General features: G+C 69.8%; 14 protein-coding genes. 12 read left to right on the forward strand and 2 right to left on the reverse strand.

Annotation, left to right across the window (positions count from 1 at the left end; translation table 11 throughout):
• Positions 1 to 7 precede the first annotated feature (7 nt).
• The 7 genes from ABD327_RS18815 to ABD327_RS18845 all read left to right on the forward strand — a co-directional run bounded on the left by ABD327_RS18815 (position 8) and on the right by ABD327_RS18845 (position 12,227).
• Positions 8 to 808 (forward strand): sulfurtransferase, encoded by an 801-nt coding sequence (locus ABD327_RS18815; protein WP_344451862.1) that lies wholly within the window; start codon positions 8 to 10, stop codon positions 806 to 808.
• Between the two features lie 263 nt (positions 809 to 1,071).
• Positions 1,072 to 2,898, forward strand: coding sequence for a sensor histidine kinase (locus tag ABD327_RS18820; protein WP_344451783.1), 1,827 nt, complete (start codon positions 1,072 to 1,074; stop codon positions 2,896 to 2,898).
• 64 nt (positions 2,899 to 2,962) lie between these two features.
• Positions 2,963 to 4,603 (forward strand): ribosomal protection-like ABC-F family protein, encoded by a 1,641-nt coding sequence (gene abc-f, locus ABD327_RS18825; protein WP_344451784.1) that lies wholly within the window; start codon positions 2,963 to 2,965, stop codon positions 4,601 to 4,603.
• 58 nt (positions 4,604 to 4,661) lie between these two features.
• Positions 4,662 to 5,261, forward strand: a complete 600-nt coding sequence (locus ABD327_RS18830) for a hypothetical protein (RefSeq protein WP_344451785.1) — start codon at positions 4,662 to 4,664, stop codon at positions 5,259 to 5,261.
• 1 nt (position 5,262) lies between these two features.
• Positions 5,263 to 7,167, forward strand: a complete 1,905-nt coding sequence (locus ABD327_RS18835) for an SPFH domain-containing protein (RefSeq protein WP_344451786.1) — start codon at positions 5,263 to 5,265, stop codon at positions 7,165 to 7,167.
• Complete coding sequence (locus ABD327_RS18840; protein WP_344451787.1) at positions 7,164 to 11,924, forward strand: DNA repair ATPase; 4,761 nt, start codon at positions 7,164 to 7,166, stop codon at positions 11,922 to 11,924. The genes ABD327_RS18835 and ABD327_RS18840 overlap by 4 nt, the downstream gene beginning before the upstream one ends.
• A gap of 45 nt (positions 11,925 to 11,969) precedes the next feature.
• Entirely contained in the window at positions 11,970 to 12,227 is a 258-nt protein-coding gene (locus ABD327_RS18845) for a hypothetical protein (protein WP_344451789.1), read from the forward strand.
• A 1-nt stretch (position 12,228) separates the two neighbouring features.
• On the opposite strand, the gene ABD327_RS18850 is transcribed toward ABD327_RS18845, so the two are convergent.
• Entirely contained in the window at positions 12,229 to 13,155 is a 927-nt protein-coding gene (locus ABD327_RS18850; RefSeq protein ID WP_344451863.1) for a pentapeptide repeat-containing protein, read from the reverse strand.
• Between the two features lie 118 nt (positions 13,156 to 13,273).
• On the opposite strand from ABD327_RS18850, the gene ABD327_RS18855 reads away from it, so the two are divergent.
• The 4 genes from ABD327_RS18855 (at position 13,274) to ABD327_RS18870 (ending at position 17,271) form a co-directional block, all read left to right on the forward strand.
• Positions 13,274 to 14,566: a glycoside hydrolase family 1 protein gene (locus tag ABD327_RS18855; RefSeq protein WP_344451791.1), complete on the forward strand. Its 1,293-nt coding sequence runs from the start codon at positions 13,274 to 13,276 to the stop codon at positions 14,564 to 14,566.
• Positions 14,567 to 14,684: 118 nt separating this feature from the next.
• The gene (locus ABD327_RS18860; RefSeq protein ID WP_344451792.1) at positions 14,685 to 15,458 is read left to right on the forward strand and encodes an SDR family oxidoreductase; all 774 of its coding nucleotides are present in this window, start codon (positions 14,685 to 14,687) and stop codon (positions 15,456 to 15,458) included.
• A 6-nt stretch (positions 15,459 to 15,464) separates the two neighbouring features.
• A complete protein-coding gene (locus tag ABD327_RS18865; RefSeq protein WP_344451793.1) occupies positions 15,465 to 16,229 on the forward strand; it encodes a crotonase/enoyl-CoA hydratase family protein in 765 nt (254 codons plus the stop codon).
• Between the two features lie 181 nt (positions 16,230 to 16,410).
• Positions 16,411 to 17,271, forward strand: coding sequence for a S1C family serine protease (locus ABD327_RS18870; protein WP_344451794.1), 861 nt, complete (start codon positions 16,411 to 16,413; stop codon positions 17,269 to 17,271).
• A gap of 66 nt (positions 17,272 to 17,337) precedes the next feature.
• On the opposite strand, the gene ABD327_RS18875 is transcribed toward ABD327_RS18870, so the two are convergent.
• Positions 17,338 to 18,165 carry an oxygenase MpaB family protein gene (locus ABD327_RS18875; protein WP_344451795.1) on the reverse strand — a complete coding sequence of 276 codons (828 nt, stop codon included), beginning with the start codon at positions 18,163 to 18,165 and terminating at the stop codon, positions 17,338 to 17,340.
• A 105-nt stretch (positions 18,166 to 18,270) separates the two neighbouring features.
• Here ABD327_RS18875 and arfB point away from each other — a divergent pair, with 105 nt between their 5' ends.
• The gene (gene arfB / locus ABD327_RS18880) at positions 18,271 to 18,702 is read left to right on the forward strand and encodes an alternative ribosome rescue aminoacyl-tRNA hydrolase ArfB (protein ID WP_344451796.1); all 432 of its coding nucleotides are present in this window, start codon (positions 18,271 to 18,273) and stop codon (positions 18,700 to 18,702) included.
• Positions 18,703 to 18,858 lie beyond the last annotated feature (156 nt).

The following is an 18,858-nucleotide window of genomic DNA, read 5'->3' on the forward strand; positions in this document are numbered from 1 at the left end:
GAAGGAACTGGCGGAACGGCTCGCCTCGGGCGAGCGGATCCGTCTTCTCGACGTCAGGTGGCGGCTGGGCGATCCGCATGGCCACCGCGACTACCTCGAAGGGCACCTGCCGGGCGCGGTCTACGTCGACCTCGACCGGGAGCTGGCCGCTGAGCCGTCCCCGGCGGAGGGGAGGCATCCGCTGCCCGACCCCGCCGACCTCCAGCACGCCGCGCGGAGGTGGGGGCTGCGCGAGGGCGAGACGGTCGTGGTCTACGACGCCATCGGCGACCTCGCCGCGGCGCGTGCCTGGTGGCTGCTGCGCTGGGCGGGGCTGCGGGAGGTGACACTGCTCGACGGCGGCCTGTCCGCGTGGACGGACGCCGGCCTGCCGTTGGAGACCGGCGAAGTAGTGCCCGAGCCGGGAGACGTGACGCTGGGCTCGGGGGCGCTGCCCGTGCTCGACGCGGACGGCGCGGCCGAACTGGCGGGGCGCGGCGTGCTCCTGGACGTGCGGGCCGCCGAGCGGTATCGGGGCGAGAGCGAGCCGGTGGACCCGCGCGCCGGGCACATTCCCGGCGCGGTCAACGCGCCCACGGGTGACAACCTCGGGGCCGACCTGACGTTCCTTCCGGAACCCGTCCTCGCCGCCCGGTTCCGCGAACTGGGCGTCACCCCGGACGGCGAGGTGGGCGTCTACTGCGGCTCGGGAGTGACGGCGGCGCATACCGTCTACGCCCTGGAACGGATCGGAGTGAAGGCCGCGCTCTACGCCGGATCGTGGTCGCAGTGGTCCGCCGACCCCGACCGTCCGGCGGCGACGGCCTGACCCGCCGCATCGCGTTCCTCCGGTCCGACCGGACCGGAGGAACGCGATGCGAAGAGGACGCGTCTCATGCCGATCACCGGGGGCGGGGTCCCGCCGCGGCCCGAGGGCGCGTTAATCGGGTTGTGGAAATCCGGTGAGTGGTTAGTCTCCTGCGAAGGGCTGCGCGAGGAGGCGACCTCGGGCGGCCGGGGCGTTCGAATGCCCTGGCGTGGAGCGGGCAAAAGGGACGTCTAGGATCGGCCTCCTGAGGGGGCGGCTAAGGGATGGGCAGGGTGCGGACGGCCGAACGGCTGGTGCTGCTCAACCTTGCCTTCCTGGCGGTGCTCGGGGGGTTGGGGAACCTCATGTTCTCCGGGCGGGGGCTCGGGGGGAACGGGTGGCCCTTTCTGGTGTGGGGGGCGGCGGTCTCGCTCTCGCCGGTGCTGCAGGTGTTCATCTCGCTGCCGCGGTTCGAGGGGCTGAGGGCGCGGCGCCGGTGGTGGCTGTACGGGCTCGATCTGGCGTTGTGCTTCGGGCCCGTGCTCACGCCGATGCACTTCCAGGCCAACACCGGCTATCCGATGGCGAGCACGCTGCTGCTGTTCGGGGGACGGGCGCGGTGGGTCATGGTCGTCGCGTTGTTCGTGGTGACCGTGTGCGTCGACTTCTTCTTCTGGCCGGAGAACGCGTTCGGGCGGGCCCGGGAGGAGCACGTCGCCTACTGGCTGCTCAACAACGTGGGCGTGGGTGTCCAGGTGTACGTGGTGTCGCGGCTGGCGCGGGTCATGCACCGGCTGCACGCCACGCGGCAGGAGGTCTCCGAGACGATCGTGCAGGACGAGCGGGGGCGGGTGCGGCGGGACGTGCACGACCTGCTCGGATTCAGTCTGACGGTCATCATCATCCGCCTCGAAGTGGCGCTGCGGGCCCTCCGCAGAGGGAAGGCCGAAGAGGAGCTCCAGACGGCGCACGAGCTCGTCGAGCAGGCGCTGGCCTCGGTGCGGACGGTGGCGGACGGGACGCCGATCACCTCGCTGGCGGCCGAGGCGGCCTCCGCGAAGGAGGCCCTGGAATGGGCCGGGGTGGAGGCCCACGTCGACGTCGCGGGAGTCCCCGAAGGGAAAGCGGACGAAGCCCTCGCCTACGTGCTGCGGGAAGGCGTCACCAACGTGCTGCGGCACAGCAAGGCGAACGTCTGCCGGGTGGAGGCGTCGGCGACGGGCGTGCGGATCGTCAACGACGGGGCGGCGCCGTCGAAACGGCCTCCGGGGTCGGGGCTGAAGGGTCTGCAGGCGAGGCTCGCACCGCTCAAGGGAGGCGTCACCGCCCATCTGAAGGACGGCGAGTTCACCCTCGACGCCACCTTGCCCTGCCAGAGGCGACGCCGGCGGCAGAGCCTCTGGGACAGGCTCGGGCCGCTGCTCACCATGAGCCTGTGCCTGAGCGGCCTCACGTACCTCTACCCCATGACCTGGCGGCAGCTCGACACCCCGCAGCTGCTGGTCACCCTGGTGTTCGACGCGGCGGTCTACGGCCTGCTGCTGTGGCTGGGGACGGTCCGCCGGCCTCCGGTGGCCGCGGGCCTGGTCGCGTTGACCGTCCTCTCGACGCTCCCGCATCTGCTCGGCTGGACGCTGTGGAGCCAGGCGTTCGTGGCGGGCGGCGCGATCCTGTTCTTCCTGCCGGGCCGCACGGGTCTGGTGCTCGCGGCCCTGTGCGCGGTGGCCGCAGTGGCGTCCGGGCCGGCGCCGGACGCCGTGATCCCCCTGCTGGGCGCCTTCCTCACCACCGTCTACGGCCAGACGCTGATCTTCGCGGCGCTGCTGCTGCCCCGCCTCGCCGAGCAGCTGCGCGCGGCCCGCGCCGACCTGACGGCCGTGAACGTCGCCAAGGAGCGCGCCCGGTTCGGGCTGCACCTGCGCGACCGGCTCGGCTCCAGCCTGTTCCAGGTCCTGCGCGCCCTCGAACAGGCCCGGCAGGGGGAGAACGCCGAGGAGGAACTGGCCAAGGCGATCACCCACTCGCGGAGCACGTCCCGGGAGATCAGGGCCATCGCCCGCCGAGAGGACGAGGCGGAGAACGACGGGGAGCCCGAGAGCGTCCGCGGATAGCCGCTCAGGCGAACCCGGCGAAAACGATTCGGGGCGGGGAGGCCTCCGCGGGTAGCGTGGAGCGGTGAGCGCGACGATCGTGGTGAAGGACCTGGCGGCCGGCTATGGGGAGCGGGTGCTGTTCGAAGGACTCGATCTGGCGATCGCGCCCGGTGACGTGATCGGGCTGGTCGGTCCGAACGGGGCGGGGAAGTCCACCTTCCTGAGGATCCTGGCGGGCCTGGTCGCGCCCGAGGAGGGCGGCGTCCAGGTCAGTCCGGCCGACGGGGTGGTGGGTTACCTGCCGCAGGAGCCGGAGCGGCGGCCGGGTGAGACCGTGCGGGGGTTCCTGGGGCGGCGGACGGGTGTGACCGAGGCGCAGGCGGCGTTCGACCTGGCCACCGAGAGGCTCGGTGAAGGGGTGCCCGGCGCGGACGACGAGTACTCGGCGGCGTTGGAGCGCTGGCTGGCGCTGGGCGGCGCGGATCTCGACGAACGTGCCGAGGAGGTGGCCGCCGACCTGGGACTGGAGGTCGGCCTCGACCAGGAGATGACGTCGCTGTCGGGCGGGCAGGCGGCCCGCGCGGGGCTGGCGAGCCTGCTGCTCAGCCGCTACGACGTCTTCCTGCTGGACGAGCCCACCAACAACCTCGACCTGGACGGGCTGGACCGGCTGGAGCGCTTCGTGACGGGGCTGCGCGCGGCGACGGTCCTGGTCAGCCATGACCGGGAGTTCCTGGTCCGCACCGTCAACAAGATCGTCGAGCTCGACCTCCCGCAGCAGCGGGTCAACGTCTACGGCGGCGGTTACGAGGCCTATCTGGCCGAACGGGAGATCGCCCGGCAGCACGCCCGGGAGGAGTACGACGAGTACGCCGAGAAGCTCGACTCGCTCAAGGAGCGGGGGCGCACGCAGCGGGCGTGGATGGACAAGGGCGTCCGGAACGCCCGCCGCAAGGCCACCGACAACGACAAGCACGTCAAGCACTTCCGCGGGGAGACGAGCGAGAAGCAGGCGGCGAAGGCGCGTCAGACGGAACGTGCGATCGAGCGCCTGGAGGAGGTGGCCGAGCCGCGCAAGGAGTGGGAACTGCGCATGGAGATCGCCGAGGCTCCCCGGTCCGGGGCCGTCACGGCGGCGATGCGCCAGGTCGTGGTGCGGCTCGGCGACTTCACGCTCGGGCCGGTGAACCTGGAGATCGGCTGGGCGGAGAAGGTCGCCATCACCGGGCCGAACGGCGCGGGCAAGTCGACCCTGCTCGCCGCGCTCCTGGGGCGTCTCGAACCCGAGGAGGGCACCGTCACGCGGGGCCCCGGCGTGGTCGTGGGCGAGGTGGACCAGGCCAGGCGGCTGTTCGAGGGGGACGAGCCGCTGCTGGACGCGTTCCGCAGGCATGTCCCGGATCTCGTCCCGGAGGAGGTCCGGACGCTGCTGGCCAAGTTCGGCCTCCGGTCGTCGCACGTCACGCGGTCGGCGGCGACGCTCTCGCCGGGGGAGCGGACCAGGGCGGCGCTGGCCCTGCTGCAGGCCCGCGGGGTGAACCTGCTGGTCCTGGACGAGCCGACCAACCATCTGGATCTTCCGGCGATCGAGCAGCTGGAGTCGGCGCTCGCGCACTACCCGGGCACGTTGCTGCTGGTCACCCATGACCGTCGGATGCTGGAGGCCGTGCACACCACCCGGCGGCTCCATGTGGATCAGGGCAAGATCACCGAGATCAGATAGAAATGATCCGTTGCAGATAAATATGAACCGAATTGACTAGTTCCCCGTCTGAGGGGGCGTGACCGAGTTCTTCGACATCGTGCTGGCGCCCCCGACCGTGGTCTTCACCGTGCTCCTGGTGCTGGTCGTGTGCTACTGGGTGCTCGCCATCGTGGGACTCGACCTGCTGGAGACCGACACGGACCTGCTCGGCGCGCTCGGCCTGCGCGGAATCCCCTCGTCCGTCATGATCTCGCTGTTCGTGGCGTTCACGTGGTTCCTGTGCCTGGCCGGCTACGCGTCCCTTGACGAACTTCCCTGGGACGGCGGTCCGCTGGACCTGCTGGTCGTCCCGGGCGCGCTGGCCGGAGGCTGGCTGGCCACCCGGCTGCTCATCAACCCCCTGCGGTACGTGCTGCCCGAGCCGAAGGTGCCGTCGCGCGACGACTTCATCGGCCGGATGTGCGTGATCAGGACCGGCACCGTCACGGCCCATTTCGGGCAGGCCGAGGTGCACTCCGAGGACGGGTCCTCGGCTCTGGTCCAGGTCCGCAAGCAGGACGGCGACGAACTGGTCGCCGGCGGCACCGCACTGATCTTCGAGTACGACGCCGAGGGCGAGTTCTTCTGGGTGATGCCCTACGACGCCGCGCTGGACCCCCACAGGAAGGGCCTTTGAATTGGATGCCGTCTCGACCGGCCTGCTGGTGCTCATAGGAGTCGTACTCCTCATCGCCATCGGCCTCGTCTTCATCATCAGCCGTCTGTTCCGCAAGGTGGAGCAGGGCAGGGCCCTGATCATCTCGAAGGTGAAGAGGGTCGACGTCACCTTCACCGGCGCCGTCGTCCTCCCGGTCCTGCACAAGGCCGAGTTCATGGACATCTCGGTGAAGACCATCGAGATCGCGCGAACCGGGCGTGAAGGGCTGATCTGCCAGGACAACATCCGCGCCGACATCCGCATCACGTTCTTCGTCCGGGTGAACAAGACCGTCGAGGACGTCGTGAAGGTCGCCCAGGCGATCGGCACCACCCGAGCCTCGTCGCAGGACACCCTGCAGGAGCTGTTCAGCGCCAAGTTCTCCGAGGCGCTGAAGACCGTCGGCAAGCAGCTCGACTTCGTCGACCTCTACACCAAGCGCAACGAGTTCCGCGACCAGATCATCGCGGTCATCGGCACCGACCTCAACGGCTACAGCCTCGAGGACGCCGCCATCGACTACCTGGAGCAGACCCCGGTCGGCCAGCTCGACAGCCGCAACATCCTGGACGCCCAGGGCATCCGGAAGATCACCGAGCTCACCGCGATCGAGCACGTGCGCACCAACGAGTTCCAGCGCAGCGAGGAGAAGGAGATCACCCGGCAGAACGTCGACGCCCGGGAGGCCATCCTCGAGCTGGAGCGGCGCCAGACCGACGCGGAGATCCGGCAGAAGCGCGAGATCGAGACCGTCCGGGCCCGCGAGGAGGCCGAGACCGCGCGGGTCGTGGCCGAGGAGCGGCTGCGCGCCCAGGCCGCGGAGCTGCGCACCGAGGAGCAGCTGGGCATCCAGGAGGAGAACAAGGCCCGCGAGATCGCCGTCGCCGAGCTCAACAAGCGCCGGGTGATGGCCATCGAGGCCGAGCGGATCGAGAAGGACCGCCAGCTCGAGGTGATCGCCCGCGACCGGGCCACCGAACTGTCCAAGATCTCCAAGGACAAGGAGGTCGAGGCCGAGAAGCGCGACATCGCCGAGGTCGTCCGCGAGCGCATCGCCGTCGAGAAGACCGTGGTCGAGCAGGAGGAGAACATCAAGCGCCTCCAGGTCGTGGAGGAGGCCGAGCGCAACCGCCAGGCCGTCATCATCGCCGCGGAGGCCGAGGCCCAGGAGAGCCTGGTCAAGGACATCAAGGCCGCGGAGGCCGCCGAGCAGGCCGCCGCGTTCAAGGCCCGCGAGGCGCTGATCCTCGCCGAGTCGCGCCAGCAGGCCGCCGACCTCGACGCCCGGGCCATGATCCGGCTCGCCGAGGGCCAGCAGGCCGAGGCCGCCGCGCAGGGCCTGGCCGACGTGCAGGTCCGCGAGCGGGACGCCGAGGCGGTCGAGAAGCAGGGCCGCGCCGAGGCGGTCGTGCTGCGGGAGAAGGCGCTGGCCGAGGCCGAGGGCACCGAGAAGGTCGGCCGCGCCCAGGCGATCGCCGACCGCGAGCTGGCGCTGGCCGGCGCGGACGCGCTGCGCGAGAAGCTGAAGGGCGAGGCCGAGGGCCTCACCGAGAAGGCCGCCGCGATGGCCGCGCTCACCGAGGCCAGCCGCGGCCACGAGGAGTTCCGCCTCACCCTGGAGGCCGAGCGGGACCTGCGCATGGCCGGTCTGGAGATGCAGCGCGACATCGCGCAGGCCCAGGCGAGCGTCGTGTCCAAGGGACTGGAGAACGCCGACATCAGCATCGTCGGCGGCGACAGCGTCTTCTTCGACAAGCTCGTCGGCTCGATCGCGCTCGGCAAGAGCGTGGACGCAGTGGTGGAGAACGCCCCGCTGACGGGCGAACTCGTCACCAACCTGGTCGGTGACGTCCTCGAGCGGGTCAACGGGAAGGCCGCCAAGTGAGTGAGCTCGACGCCGGGACCTACGAGGTACTGAGGTCCCGGCTGACGGCGCAGGCCGCCGAGCTCAAGGAGCGCGCCGAGTCGCTGAACGCCTCCCGCCTGGAGGTGTTCGGCGGCTCGGAGCTCCGGCTCGTGGGCACCGAGCGGATCCGGACGGCCAACAACTGCGTGCCGCGCGACGCCGTCGCGTTCGGCGGGGTGATGCTGTTCGGCTACAACGTCTTCATCGGCATGAAGCCGGAGACGACCGTCTCGGACGTGTTCTCGACGCACCGGTTCGTCCACGACGGGGACACGTTCAGCTTCACGGACGAGACCGCCCCGTTCCTGGAGGACCCGGCGTTCGTCAAGGACTTCGGCGACCTCTACCGGTACTACCGGGACGCCCGGCTCATGCAGCTGCGGGTCGTGGACGGCAAGCTCCTGGCGGTCTTCCGGACGGGCACGGACCTGCGGGTCCTGCGCTGGGCGGCCGACGGGAGCTACCTCGACAACCGGGGGGACCGGGACCACGTGTTCCCCCCGCCGTTCGACTTCGAGTGGACGGAGACGACCCGCGCCGACCACGTGCTCGGCGAGCACCCGCACGTGTCGATCGAGGGCGAGGTGTTCGTCGAGACCGTCGGCGGCGACCTCACCGTCAAGGTCGAGAACAACACGGAGACGGGCGAGGGCGTCTACAGCGAGCCCGTGGACGAGCCGCTCCAGGCGCTCGCAGACGCCGACATCTCCTACGCGCGGGTGGGGGCGCTGATCCTGCTGAGGATCCGTCCCTACAACGAGACGGTCGTCCGCCACCTGGTCTTCAACACGCGTACCAGGGAAGTGCTGCGCCTGGACGGGATCGGGCAGGCGTGCCGGAGGCTGCCGGAGGACCACGGGATCATCTTCCCCGGCGGCTACTACCTGGAGACGGGCGCCGCCAAGACCTTCGACACGGTCACGGACGAACTGGAGTACGAGCGGGTCATCCGTTCGGGCAACGGCGAGGACGTCATGTACGTCTTCCACGCGCGCGCCGAAGGCCGCTGGCTGCTGCTGCCGTACAACGTGATCCGCAAAGAGGTCGCGACGCCGATCGTCTGCCACGGCTACTCGCTCTTCGACGACGGCACGCTGATCGTCTTCCGCGCGGACTCCGACGAGCCGACCCGCTCGCACCCGATGCAGGTGTGGCAGACGCCGTTCAAGTCCGAGGAGAGCGCTCCGGCGGGCACCGGGCCGCTGGAGAAGATCGGCAACGCCGACCTGGTGCGCGGGATCTCGGACTGCCTGTCGGTGTCGCGCATGGTCGGCGAGATGGCGCCGTCCGTGCCGGTGTTCGAGGCGCTGATGGCCTCCTGCGACCGGGCTTTCGACCATTACCACTGGCTGGGCGAGCACGGCCTGGCCGAGCCGCTGGCGGCCGTACGGAGCACCGCCGGGCAGGTTCTGGAGGAGTTCGAGTCCGTCCAGACGCTCACCGCCCGGGCTTCGGAGGCCGTCGAGAAGGCCGCCGCCGAGATCACCTCGCTGGTGCGCCGGGTGCGCGGCGAGATGCCCGCCTCGGCGGACGAGTGGGTGCGCCAGTTGGCGACCCTCCGCGCCCACCAAGGGCACCTGGTGACGCTCCGGGAGATGCGTTACGTCGACCTGGAACGGATCGACGTGCTGGCCGAGGGGCTGACCGGGGATCTGGAGGCGGCGGCACAGCGCGCGGTGGCCTTCCTGGCCCGTCCTGACGCCTTCGACGGCTACCGGACCACGGTCGAGACGCTGGTCGAAGAGGCCTCGCTGATCCGCAAGGTGGCCGAAGCCGAGCCGGTGCGGGACAAGCTCGCCGAGCAGACCTCCGCGCTGGAGACCGTCACCGAGATCGTCGGCTCGCTCGACATCGGCGACGCGACCGTCCGCACCGGGATCCTCGCCCGCATCGGCGAGGTGCTCGGCGGGGTCAACCGGGCCCGCGCCACTCTGGACGGCCGCCGCCGCGAACTGCTGTCGGCCGAGGGCAGGGCCGCGTTCGCCGCCGAGTTCGCGCTGCTGGGCCAGGCCATCACCGCCGCGCTGGCGGCGGCCGGCACCCCCGAGCAGTGCGACGAGCAGCTCGGCAAGCTGCTGCTGCAACTGGAGTCGCTGGAGTCACGGTTCGCCGAGTTCGACGACTACCTCGCCGAACTGGAGGGCAAGCGCGAGGACGTCTACGAGGCGTTCTCCTCGCGCAAGCAGGCGCTCCTGGACGAGCGGACGCGCCGCGCGGACCGGCTCGTGGCGTCCGCCGACCGGATCCTGGGCGGCGTGGCGCGGCGGGTGGCTGGCCTGGCCTCCCTGGACGAGGTCAACACCTACTTCGCGACCGACCCGATGGTCGTCAAGCTCCGCACGACCGCCGAGGAGCTGCGCGAACTCGGCGACCAGATCCGGGCCGAGGAACTGGAAGGCCGGGTCAAGACCGCCCGCCAGGAGGCCGGACGGGCGCTGCGCGACCGGCTGGACCTCTTCGACGGCGACACCATCAGGCTGGGACGCCACCGGTTCGCCGTCAACACCCAGCCCGCCGAGCTGACCCTCGTCCCGTTCGAGGACCGGCTGGCGTTCACCGTCACGGGCACCGACTACCGCAGCCCCGTCCTGGACCCGGAATTCGAGGCCACGCGCCCGTACTGGCCGCAGTCGCTCGTCTCCGAGACGAAGGACGTGTACCGGGCCGAATACCTGGCCGCGACCCTCCTGGACGAGGTGCGCACGACGGACGGTCTGGCGGAGGTCGTGCAGAAGGCCGCGGCCGAGCGTTACGACGAAGGCTACGAGCGGGGAGTGCACGACCACGACGCCGCCGTGATCCTGGAGGTGCTCGTCCGCCTGCGTGAAGGTGCGGGGCTGCTGCGCTACCCGTCTTCCGCGCGTGCCGCCGCCCAGATCTTCTGGACGCACGGCACCGACGAGCAGAGCCGCGACGCCTGGCGTACGCGGGCCGCGTCGCTGGCGCGCGTCCAGGACCTCTTCGGAGCCACTCCGGCCCTCACTGTGCTGTCCACCGAGCTCGCCGAGGCGATCGGATCCTTCGGGCACGGTGACGAAGCGGACCTGGCGGGGGAGTACCTCGTCGCGGAACTGGCCTCACCCGGCTTCGTCACGAGCAAGGCGGCCCGGGATCTGGTGGAGGGCTTCCACCACGCACTGGGGCCGCGCCGCAGCCAGTACGACCAGGACCTGCGCGGCCTGAACGGGCTCCGGGAGCGCGTCCAGCTCGTCTCGGCCTGGCTGGCCGCCTACGCCGCGGCTCAGGGGCTGCCGGACGACGACCTGCCCGAGGCCGTCGCACTGGAACTGTGCCCGTCCCTGGAGCGCCAGGACTCCTCGGCGTCCATCCGGGGCGTCGCGGAAGGACTGCTCGGCACCCACCGGAGCATCGCGGACAGGCGAATGGAAGTTCGTCTGGACGAGTTGCTGGCGCGGGTCGGGAAGTTCCGCAAGGAACGGGTACCGGGTTTCCGCGCCTACCAGAAGCGGCGTAACGAGCTGGTCGAGAAGGAACGTACGCGGCTTCGCCTCAACGAGTTCCAGCCGAAGGTGATGTCGGCGTTCGTCCGCAACCGGCTGCTGGACGAGGTCTACCTGCCGTTGATCGGCGACAACCTCGCCAAGCAGCTCGGCGCGGCCGGAGACGCCAAGCGCACCGACCAGATGGGCATGCTGCTGCTCATCTCCCCGCCCGGCTACGGCAAGACGACGCTCATGGAGTACGTCGCGTCCCGGCTCGGCCTGGTGTTCGTGAAGGTCAACGGCCCGTCGCTGGGCCACCAGGTGACCTCGCTCGACCCGGCGGAGGCGCCCGACGCGACGTCCCGCCAGGAGGTCGAGAAGATCAATTTTGCCTTGGAGCTGGGCAGTAACGCTCTGCTCTACCTGGACGACATCCAGCACACCTCGCCGGAGCTGCTGCAGAAGTTCATCTCCCTGTGCGACGCGCAGCGCCGTATCGAGGGTGTCTGGAACGGGCGCACCAAGACCTACGACATGCGCGGCAAGCGCTTCGCGATCTGCATGGCGGGCAACCCGTACACCGAGTCCGGGCAGCGCTTCCGCATCCCGGACATGCTCGCCAACCGCGCGGACGTGTGGAACCTCGGCGACGTCCTGTCCGGCAGGGAGGAGCTGTTCTCGCTCAGCTACATCGAGAACTCCCTCACCTCCAACACGGTTCTGGCGCCGCTTTCGACCCGGGAGAAGAAGGACGTGGAGCTCCTCGTCCGCATGGCCTCCGGGGACGAGGACGTGCGTCCGGACCAGCTCTCGCACCCGTACGCACGGGTGGAGCTGGACCAGATCGTGTCCGTGCTGCGCAAGCTGCTGCGCGTCCAGCAGGTCGTCCTGGCCAACAACCAGGCGTACATCGCGTCGGCCGCGCAGTCCGACGCGAGCCGCACCGAGCCGCCGTTCCTCCTCCAGGGCAGCTACCGCAACATGAACAAGCTGGCCGAGAAGGTCGTCCCGGTGATGAACGACGACGAGCTGGAGTCGGTCATCGACGACCACTACCTGGGTGAGGCGCAGACGCTCACCAGCGGCGCGGAGGCCAACCTGCTGAAGCTCGCCGAGCTGCGCGGCACGCTCACCGACGAGCAGAAGGAGCGCTGGAACGAGGTGAAGGCGGGCTATCTGCGCACGATGGCCCTCGGCGGCGCGGAGGACGACCCGGTCGTCCGCGCGGTGGGCGCGCTGGGCCTGCTGGCCGACCGGCTGGCCGCGATCCAGCGCACCCTCGACTCCCGATGAGACGTCATGTCCAATAAGGTGGGCTTCCCATGGAAAGGAAGAGACATGGCTGATCTGCGGAATGCCGGACTCGTGCTCGCCGTCACGGGGCTGGCCCACCTCGTCGCCCCCAAGCCGTTCGAATTGATCACCAAGCCGTTGTTCCCCGAGGACACCGGGGACTGGGTGCAGCGCAACGGCGTGACGGAACTGGCGCTGGGCGCGGCCATCGCCGTCCCGCAGACCCGCAGGATCGGTCTCGCCGGCCTGACCGTCTACGTCTCCTGGCTGGCCAAGCGAGGAGCGGACGCCTTCCGCAAGTGAGTCACGGGTGCAGGTGAGCCAGATGCGCGGGCATGTGGTCGAACTGCCGTAGCGACAGGAACACCGCGAGGACGGCGAACACCAGCGCCAGCGCGCCCACGGTGGCGAGCCGCGGGTGACGCGTCCGGCGCGGCTCCTCCGCGGCCGGACCGCCCCGCACGGTCAGTGCGCCGATCCGGGCCTCCGCGAACTCGCAGAGGCCCGGATCGCCGTCCAGGAGGAGTTCGCGGACGACGGCGCCCGACAGGTCCACGGGCGGCTTGAGGCGCGCCTGGTCCAGCACCGTGCGCCGCGCCGTCACGGCGGGGGCGTCGGCACAGACCCGCAGGCGGCGCCAGGAGCGAGCGGCGTCCAGCCCGACCCTGCCCCCCGCCGTGAGCGGGCCGATCCACGCGTGGTCGTGGAACAGGGCGCGGCCCAGCAGCAGATGCCGCGAGACCTCGGCGTGCCGCAGGGAGACGACCGAACGGAAACAGGCGCCGTGGAACAGGGCGTCGTTGCCGAAGACGGCGCGGTCGAAGTCGGCGACGCCCTGGAAGAAGGTCTCGGCGAAGTCCGCGTCGCGGCGCCAGAACGCGTGCCCGAACAGGGCGTCCCCGCCGAAACGAGCCCGGAGGAAGTCGGCGTGCCCGTGGAAGGCGGCCTCGTGGAAGGAGGCGTTCCCTTCGAAGACGGCCTCGCAGAAGGACACGTTCCCCTCGAAGACCGTCTGGTAGAAGGACGCCCCCTTGCCGAACCGGGTACGGCAGAAGGAGACGTCCCCCTCGAAGACGACGCCGTGGAAGGACACCCCTTCGACGGCGGCGTCCTCGAACCGGCAGCGTCCCAGCCGGACCGTGCCGTCCGGTGCGGCGGCGGCGGTGCGGATCGCCGCCCACTCCTCGGGGCCGAGGGCGCGGCCTCGCAGATCCACTTTGCAGCCCGGCATGAGGTCCACGTGAGTGGTGTACCCGCCCAGCGGCGACAGGGCGGGGCCGCAACTGGACGTAACGGTGGTACTCGGGGATAGATCGGCGTACCTTCCGGGCACCGGAAGGAGTGATCTTTTGTGCCGGACCTTCGTTTCCCTCGTCTCGCTGTTCATCTCGCTGGTAGTCGCGGTACCCGCGGCCGCCACCACCGGAGCCGGAAGGTTCCCGCCCGGATTCCTGTGGGGAGTGGCCACTTCCGGATTCCAGGCCGAGGGGCACTTCCCCGACAGCAACTGGACGAGGTACGCCCGGAAGCATGAGGCGTACGGGAACTCCGTCGACTTCCGCCACAAGTACCCCCAGGACCTGAAGCGGGCCTCGAAGCTCGGCGTCAACGTGTTCCGCACGTCCGTCGAGTGGGCTCGGATCGAGCCGCGGAAGGGCGAGTACGACCAGCGTGAGATCCGGTACTACGACGACCTGTTCCGGCGCGTCCGCGCGCACGGGATGCGGCCGATGATCACGTTGAACCACTGGGTCCACCCCGGCTGGGTGCACGACAGGGGAGCCTGGAAGAACAAGAAGACCGTCGAGGACTGGCTGAGGTTCGTCCGCTTCGTCGTCAAGCGCTACGGCGGCGGGGACGTCCTGTGGATCACCTTCAACGAGGCGAGCCAGTACATCTTCCACGAGGTCACCGACGGGGGCCTGCCCGTGTCGAAGGTGCCCGCGATGAGGAGGAACCTGATCCGGGCCCATCGCGCGGCCTACGACCTGATCCACCGGATCCACCCGCGTGCGAAGGTCTCCACGAACGTCGCCTACGGTTCGGTCGTCAACGGCCTCTTCGACGCGGCCGTCTTCAACGACGTGACCGACAAGCTCGACTTCATCGGCGTCGACTACTACTACGGGGTCAACGCGGAGAACCTCACCGCCGTCCACGCGGCCACGGGGCAGTTCTGGAACGTCGAGGCCGAGCCCGAAGGCATCTACTACGTCCTGAAGAACTACCAGCGCCGCCTGCCGAAGCTGCCCGTCTACATCGTCGAGGCCGGCATGGCCACGGACGACGGCAAGCCCCGTAAGAACGGCTACACCCGCTCCCAGCACCTCCGGGACCACCTGTACTGGGTGCAGCGGGCCATGGCGGACGGGGTGAAGGTGATGGGCTTCAACTACTGGTCCCTCACCGACAACTACGAGTGGGGCTCCTACCGCTCGAGGTTCGGGCTCTACAGGGTCGACGTGAAGAAGGACCGCGGGCTGCGCCGCGTTCCCACGGACGGTGTCGCGACCTACCGTTCCGTCATCGCGCGCGGGGGTGTCCCTTCTGGCTACGTTCCGGTGAAACGTCCTGCCTGGTGCTCCATCGAGGACCCGAAGGCCACCTGTTTCGCGAAGGTTCCCACGCCTCCCGCGCCCTGATTCCCGCGGGTTGGGAGGGTGGTTCGAGGGGAGGAGGAGGGGGGTGGCTATCCTTCGTTCTGACCGGTGGGTAACATCGGCCGAACGGCATTCGGTTTCCTCTAGTAAGGTGTCGCTTATGGAACTGAACGGAGCATCCGCTGTCATCTCCGGTGGTGCGAGTGGCCTCGGCGAGGCCTGCGCCCGGGATCTGGCCGCGAAGGGTGTCAAGGTCGTCATCGCCGACCTGAACGAGGCCAAGGGCAAGGCCCTCGCCGACGAACTCGGCGGCATCTTCGTCAAGACCGATGTCTCGAACGAGACCGAGGTCCAGGCCGCGGTCCAGGCCGCCGTCGACTCCGGCTCGCCGCTGCGCATCGTCATCAACAGCGCCGGCATCGGCTGGGCCACCCGGACGGTCGGCAAGGGCAACGTCCCGCACCCGCTGGACACCTTCGAGAAGGTCATCCAGATCAACCTGATCGGGACCTTCAACCTCATGCGCTTGGGCGCGGCCGCCATCGCCGCCACCGAGCCGGTGGACAAGGACGGCCTGCGCGGCGTGGTCATCAACACCGCGTCCGTCGCCGCCCTCGAGGGCCAGACCGGCCAGGTCGCCTACTCCGCCTCCAAGGGCGGCATCGTCGGCATGACCCTGCCGGCCGCGCGTGACCTGTCCGCCGTCGGCATCCGGGTCAACACCGTCTGCCCCGGCATCATCGACACCCCGATCTACGGCGAGGGCGAGGCGGCCGAGGCGTTCAAGGCCACGCTGTCCGCTCCGGTCCCGTTCCCCAAGCGCATGGGCACCTCGGCGGAGTTCGCCCACCTGGTCCGCTCTCTCATCGAGAACGACTACATGAACGGCGAGACCGTCCGTTTCGACGGCGGCATCCGCTTCCAGCCGAAGTAGGTCATCATGAGCGACGCAGTTCTGACTGAGGAAGATGGCGGCGTTCTCGTCATCACGATCAACCGGCCCGAGGCCAAGAACGCGATCAACGCGGACGTGGCCAAGGGCGTCGCGGCCGCGCTGGACGTGCTCGACAGCCGCAAGGACCTGGCGGTCGGCATCATCACCGGCGCCGGCGGCACCTTCTGCTCCGGCATGGACCTCAAGGGGTTCCTCAAGGGCGAGATGCCCTTCGTCGAGGGCCGCGGCTTCGCGGGCATCGTCGAGCGGCCCCCGGCGACCCCGCTGATCGCGGCCATCGAGGGCTACGCCCTGGCCGGCGGCTGCGAGATCGCGCTGTCCGCCGACATGATCGTCGCCTCGTCCGAGGCCAAGTTCGGGCTCCCCGAGCCCAAGCGCGGCCTGGTGGCGGCGGCCGGCGGCCTGATGCGCCTGCCCAAGCGCATCCCGTTCCACATCGCCATGGAGATGTCCCTCACCGGTGACTTCTACGGCGCGGAGCAGCTGGCCGCCTACGGTCTGATCAACCGGATCGCCGAGCCCGGCAAGGCCCTGGAGGCCGCCAAGGAGCTGGCCGCGAAGATCGCGGAGAACGCCCCGCTGGCGCTGGCCGCCACCAAGAAGATCGTCGTGGAGTCCGCGAGCTGGGCCCCCGAGGAGATGTGGGCCAAGCAGAACGAGATCTCCGGTCCCGTCTTCGTCTCCAAGGACGCGCAGGAGGGCCCCGCGGCCTTCGCTCAGAAGCGCAAGCCGAACTGGAGCGGAGAGTAGATCTTTTAGCACCGAACCCAAGGCCGCATCCCCCAAGGATGCGGCCTTTGGTCGTTCTCACCAGGGATTCTTTGCCTTTGGCCAGGTTCGCTTAAGGAATTCCTCACGATTTCCCAGCATTGTCTCTTGTGTCGGTCACGAGAGGGCCGGACGGTCAATGCAGGGGAATCTGGGGGGATTCATGGAAGCGCACCAGGGCGTTCCGCAGTGGTACCAGGAGGGACAGGCTCCTTACCGGCTGCGCACGGAGCGACCTCAGGGCCTTCTGACCGTCCGGCAGAAGCTCGCGGCCGCCGCCGCCGCGGTCTCACTGGCGCTCGCCGGTGGGGCCGCCGGCGCTGTGGGGGCGCTGGTGCTCGACCAGGAGCGGTCCGCCGCGGCCGGTCCCGTCGCCGTCGACGGGGTGTCCCGGCACGGCTCGATCGCCTCCATCGCCGCCGCGGTCCAGCCCGCGGTCGTGTCCATCACCGCGGACGGGCCCGGTACGCAGGCCGGAGGCTCGGGCGTGGTGATCGGCTCCGGCGGGATGATCGTCACCAACGCGCACGTGGTCGAGGGCGCGGACAGCATCACCGTCAAGTTCAGCGACAACACCACCGCCCGGGCCGAAGTGGTCGGCACCAGGACGGAGAACGACCTCTCGGTGGTCAAGGTCCGGGACGTGAGCGGCAAGAAGGCCGTCACCCTGGGCGACAGCGACACCCTCTCGGTCGGCGAGACCGTGATCGCGATGGGCAGCCCGCTCGGCCTGGACGGTTCGGTGACCGCCGGCATCGTCAGCGCGCTGGGCCGCACCATCGCCGAGACCGGCGGCACGACCCTCCATGGCGCCATCCAGACCGACGCGGCGATCAACCCCGGCAACTCGGGTGGCGCGCTGGTCGACGGCCGGGGCCGGCTGGTCGGCATCAACACCGCCATCGCGACCGCGGGCGAGGACGGCGGCAGCATCGGAGTCGGCTTCGCGATCCCCGTCAACACGGTCAAGGAAGTCGTAGACCGTATAGTGGAACGTTCCGAGAACTCGTCGGTCACGTACTGACGACCAAAGCCGCGCCGGGCTCCGGGGGCACTGGGGGGTGGGCCCCGGGGCCCGGCGCATCCCGGCTCAGGCCGTGGAGCGGACGGAGATCCGGGAACCGCGGCCCCCGGCCTTCTCGATCTTCTTGCGGATGTTGCGGCTGTAGAACTCGCGGGGCGCCGTCCGCAGGGCCAGCGGCAGCTTCGGATAGACGACGCGCAGAGCGTTCACCAGCATCAGGAAGCGCCGCTCCCGGGAGGCGTCCCACTTCCAGCCGTACTGCGCGCGCAGCGGCTCGGGCATCAGCCCGGCGGTGAGGAGTCGGATCGCGGCCAGCCCCGGCTGCAGGTGCGGCGGCAGCTTCGGATGCAGCACCTGGTAGGCGACCTTCTTGGAGGCCTCGGTGAGTTCGAACGACTCGAGCTGCTTGCGGTAGTAGACGTAGAACTCCTCGACGTTCTGCGGCTGGGCTTCGGCGGGGGCGCCCATCAACTGCGCGTAGACGCGCGTCTGCTGGTAGAACTCCTCGATCTGGTTGCGGCTGAGGCGTCCGAAGAGCGCCTGGTAGAAGCGCAGGGACACGTCGAAGAGGGTGGCGCCGACCCACACCTGGGGTTCGACGTCCTGGGCGTCGTAGCCGGGCCCGTTGACGGTGTCGTGCATCCTCCGGGCGAAGGAGCTGATGATCTCGGCCTCGTCGCGGGTGCCGAACTGCACCGCGTACAGCCACTCCATGGTGTTCTGCAACCGGGCGAGCGGGTTCGCGAACGTGTAGCTGTGGTCGTAGACACCCTGCCCCACCGCCGGGTGCGAGGTCTGGAGGATGGAGGCCGCCCCGCCCGAGGCGATGAGGACGCCCTCACGCGTGATCCTCCGGATGATGTCGTCGTCCTTGAACAAGCCGGGTTCGGTCATGGCGACCAGTGTAAGTAAGTACTTTCGTACCTCAAGGCGTGACTTGCATCACCAGGCTCGGGAAAAGAAAGCGACACCGAGGCGATCTCTGCCGATAATGGAGGCATGTCCGCGACCGGTCCGATCCCGATCAGCGGCTCGGTCGCCATCCCCGAGGCCGAGCTCAGCTGGCGCTTCTCCCGCTCCTCCGGCCCCGGAGGCCAGCACGTCAACACCAGTGCCACGGCGGCCGAGCTCTCCTTCGACGTGGCCGGCTCGCCCTCCCTGCCCTCCCCGCTGCGCGAGCGGGCCCTGCAGAACCTCGGCAACCGCCTGGTGGAAGGCGTCATCACGATCCGCGCCGAGGAGTACCGCTCCCAGCTGCGCAACCGAGAGGCCGCCTGCGAACGCCTGGCCGCCCTGCTCCGCGACGCCACCGCCCCGCCCCCGCGCAGGCGACGCCCCACCAAACCCTCCCGAGGCATGGTCGAACGCCGCCTGCGCAACAAGAAGCACCGCTCCGAGACCAAGGCCAACCGCCGCCGCGGCACCTGGTAGCCGCCGGGGCCGGAAACCGCCCGGGCGGAGCGTGTCGTTCCGCGGGGGTCTCAGCCGGTCTTCTCTCGGGGACGAGAACAACAAGGACATCGAGGGACCGGCGGGCGCGGAGGTTCGGAGCTTCGGAGGAGATGACGAAGGCGGCCTCCCCGGGGG

Source organism: Actinocorallia aurantiaca, from assembly GCF_039533685.1.
In the GTDB taxonomy this organism is placed as follows: Bacteria; Actinomycetota; Actinomycetes; order Streptosporangiales; family Streptosporangiaceae; genus Actinocorallia; species Actinocorallia aurantiaca.

Bases quoted from the DNA above. Each gene is read 5' to 3' on its own strand.
- ABD327_RS18845 (WP_344451789.1), top strand. From the start codon at position 11,970: ATGGCTGATCTGCGGAATGCCGGACTCGTGCTCGCCGTCACGGGGCTG.
- ABD327_RS18865 (WP_344451793.1), top strand. From the start codon at position 15,465: ATGAGCGACGCAGTTCTGACTGAGGAAGATGGCGGCGTTCTCGTCATC.
- ABD327_RS18860 (WP_344451792.1), top strand. From the start codon at position 14,685: ATGGAACTGAACGGAGCATCCGCTGTCATCTCCGGTGGTGCGAGTGGC.
- arfB (WP_344451796.1), top strand. From the start codon at position 18,271: ATGTCCGCGACCGGTCCGATCCCGATCAGCGGCTCGGTCGCCATCCCC.
- ABD327_RS18870 (WP_344451794.1), top strand. From the start codon at position 16,411: ATGGAAGCGCACCAGGGCGTTCCGCAGTGGTACCAGGAGGGACAGGCT.
- ABD327_RS18875 (WP_344451795.1), bottom strand. From the start codon at position 18,165: ATGACCGAACCCGGCTTGTTCAAGGACGACGACATCATCCGGAGGATC.
- ABD327_RS18820 (WP_344451783.1), top strand. From the start codon at position 1,072: ATGGGCAGGGTGCGGACGGCCGAACGGCTGGTGCTGCTCAACCTTGCC.
- ABD327_RS18850 (WP_344451863.1), bottom strand. From the start codon at position 13,155: ATGCCGGGCTGCAAAGTGGATCTGCGAGGCCGCGCCCTCGGCCCCGAG.